The organism is Actinomycetota bacterium, from assembly GCA_030682655.1.
Classification (GTDB): Bacteria; Actinomycetota; Coriobacteriia; order Anaerosomatales; family JAUXNU01; genus JAUXNU01.
The window spans coordinates 1-1359 of record JAUXNU010000190.1; the positions used below are offsets into that span (position 1 = coordinate 1).

At 64.2% G+C, this 1359-nt stretch carries 3 protein-coding genes; all 3 read right to left on the reverse strand.

The window, feature by feature from the left end; genetic code table 11:
• A partial coding sequence (locus tag Q8K99_12630) for a type II toxin-antitoxin system RelE/ParE family toxin (protein ID MDP2183400.1) occupies positions 1–682 on the reverse strand: 682 nt, incomplete at its 3' end.
• 123 nt (positions 683–805) lie between these two features.
• Positions 806–1072 (reverse strand): DUF5615 family PIN-like protein, encoded by a 267-nt coding sequence (locus tag Q8K99_12635; protein ID MDP2183401.1) that lies wholly within the window; start codon positions 1070–1072, stop codon positions 806–808.
• The gene (locus Q8K99_12640) at positions 1069–1305 is read right to left on the reverse strand and encodes a DUF433 domain-containing protein (GenBank protein MDP2183402.1); all 237 of its coding nucleotides are present in this window, start codon (positions 1303–1305) and stop codon (positions 1069–1071) included. The genes Q8K99_12635 and Q8K99_12640 overlap by 4 nt, the downstream gene beginning before the upstream one ends.
• Between the last annotated feature and the right edge of the window lie 54 nt (positions 1306–1359).

The following is a 1359-nucleotide window of genomic DNA, read 5'->3' on the forward strand; positions in this document are numbered from 1 at the left end:
GAAAGGACCCAGCGAGGCTTCCGCCACCCACGAGCCACGCGCGCCGTACCCCCTGCGTCTCCAGCTGTGCCACAACGTCGCTCGGGCTGCGATCCGTCACGGTCACGTCGTCGCGCGCCGTCTCGAGCCTGCGACTCGTGAAGACCCACGCAGACTTCCCCGCGTATGGCCAATCGCCGAAGGTCAGCGCCTGTTCGAAGGTCCGACTCCCGAGAAGTACCACGTCGATCGACTCGTAGAACACATCGTAGCCGTAGTCCTCACCCGAGGCCTCGAAAGCCGCGAGCCAACCGAGTCCTCCGTCTGGCGTAGCGATGTAGCCGTCGAGGCTCGAGGCGACGTAGTAGATCACTTCAGGCATGATCGCTCCTGGTGCGCGCCCACCCGTCAGACGACGTCTTCCGGGCACGCGTTCGCGGCGTCCATGGGCCACCATCGTGATTGTGACCATGTTCGCGTCTCGACGGCAGATGAGCCGGTATGGGCTGATGATCAACTCCCTGACATCCCCGCGTGCCGCCTCGGGCACGACGCGTCCGCGGTCCGGGAGCTCAGCGAGGCTGGCCCCAGCATCCAGAAGGCATTCGAGCCACGCCGTCGCGGCCTCAGGCCGATCGCGAGCGATGAACGCCATCGCCTCATCGGGCTGCGCGTAGACATGCTCAGTCCATGCAAATCTCACAGCGAGTACTTCTCGCGCATCCGGTGCGCGACCTCTTCATGCGGTATGACCTGGCCGACCGCTATCTGCGCCTCTTAGATCGATAGGTCGCGCAGCAACTCGATCTCGTCAATCAGTCCCTCGTTACAGCGGCGGCCGAATGCGGACCATGTCGTGCGACACGACCGTAAACGCACCGAACAGCTGGTCCCCGTGGTCTCGAACGGCGCTCGCGACCATCGCGGCCTTGTCGACCGTAACGAGAACGCATTGCCCGGCGTTGGCGCGGTCGAGAACATCGTCGTCCGTAGTCCCGGGAGCGAGTTCCGCGACGTACTCGACATCGTGGCCCTCGAACCTGAGTCGTTCGACGATCCGCGCTTCGCCTCCCTCGTCGGCGAGAAGCTTCACGCCACGGACTTGGGGGTCGGATATGCGACATCGGCGCGTAGCGCCTCAGCACCGAATCGCACGGCAGCCAGTACGCCCTCGCGTGTAAGCCGCGGATGAGCCTTCAGTACCTGCTCGATGGTCTCACCGGCGCCGATGTCCTCGAGGATGGCTTCAACCGTGATGCGAGTGCCCTCGACGACGGGCTTGCCCATCATGATTCCTGGCTCGGACACGATGCGTTGTGCGGCCATTGCGAACACCTCCTTGGACACCCACCACGATACCACCTGCATGCAACGTCAGCG

Excerpts from the sequence above, each read along its gene's own strand:
- Q8K99_12640 (MDP2183402.1), bottom strand. The coding sequence starts at position 1,305 with ATGGCCGCACAACGCATCGTGTCCGAGCCAGGAATCATGATGGGCAAG.